Source organism: Thiolapillus sp., assembly GCF_048562965.1.
Lineage (GTDB): Bacteria > Pseudomonadota > Gammaproteobacteria > Chromatiales > Chromatiaceae > Thiolapillus > Thiolapillus brandeum_A.
Window position 1 is genome coordinate 1 of record NZ_JBHNMF010000842.1, and the last position, 1,255, is coordinate 1,255.

The following is a 1,255-nucleotide window of genomic DNA, read 5'->3' on the forward strand; positions in this document are numbered from 1 at the left end:
CATACAGAATTATGATTTTTGCCTGACACCAGAGGAACTGGCAGGGCTGGCCTGCGAGGAGGAAGTGGAATCACGCATGGTGCTGCGCCATGGCGAACAGGACTGGGAGCTGCGCCATGGTCCCTTCGATGAGGAGACGTTCACCCGCCTGCCGGATCAGGACTGGACCCTGCTTGTGCAGGACGTGGACAAATACCTGCCGGAAGTGGCGCAACTGTTGCAGGCCTTTCAGTTCATTCCTTCCTGGCGCTTCGATGACATCATGGTCAGTTATGCCGTTACCGGCGGTTCGGTCGGGCCGCACACCGATACCTATGATGTATTCCTCATCCAGGCCAGCGGAAAACGTCGCTGGCAGATCGGCAACAGGGCCGGATCCGACGCCCTGCTGCCGGATCTGCCGGTACGCATCCTGGAGAAGTTTGCACCGGAAGAGACTTGGACGCTGGAACCGGGCGACGTGCTCTACCTGCCCCTTGGCGTAGCCCACTGGGGCGTTGCCGAGGACGCTGACTGCATGACCTGGTCTGTGGGGCTGCGAGCACCTTCCGTAGCGGAAATGCTGGGCAGTTTTACCCAGTTCCTGCTCGATCATGTTCCCGAATCATTGCACTTCAAAGATCCGCCGCTTCACCCCCAGGACAGCCCTTCGGAGATTCAGCCCGCCGCACTCACGACCGTCGGAAACCTACTGCAGACCTGGCTGAGTGACATGGATCTGCAACAGCAATGGTTTGGCTGCTTTTCCACCGAAATCAAGGAACACCTGTTCATCGAACAACCGGAACAGACCGTCACAGCGGAAACCCTGCTGGAAAAACTGCTCCAGGAATCTCCAATTCACCATCCTTTCAGCCGGTATGCCTGGTCGAAAGGCGGTGACGGCAGCTTCTACCTGTTCGTTTGCGGTGAAATGTTCAAGCTGCCGCCGCAGAGCAGAGCGGTGCTCATGCAGCTTTGCGACGATAAAATATCGGGACCGGCGCTGACCGCTGCCTGCCAGGCCAACAAAGCGCTGCTGGAAGCAGTTACCGAAATAGTCAACCAGGGCTGGCTGGATTTTGGCGATGACTGACAGCGCCTTTACCATCCGCCTGGCTCACTGGCCAAAGGACAAAGACGCCCTCAAGCAGGTGCGCGAGGCTGTCTTTGTCCGGGAACAGCGTGTTCCCGTGGAACTAGCCCGGAAATTTCACCGCCCCACTGGAAATAGGCCTCTTTTTGTTGCATAAAGTAAGGGTTACCAATCACTTAC

At 57.5% G+C, this 1,255-nt stretch carries 1 protein-coding gene; it reads left to right on the plus strand.

The window, feature by feature from the left end:
- Positions 1 to 1,075: JmjC domain-containing protein (locus ACOCD2_RS20540; RefSeq protein ID WP_419626008.1), on the plus strand; the 1,075-nt coding region annotated here is incomplete at its 5' end.
- Between the last annotated feature and the right edge of the window lie 180 nt (positions 1,076 to 1,255).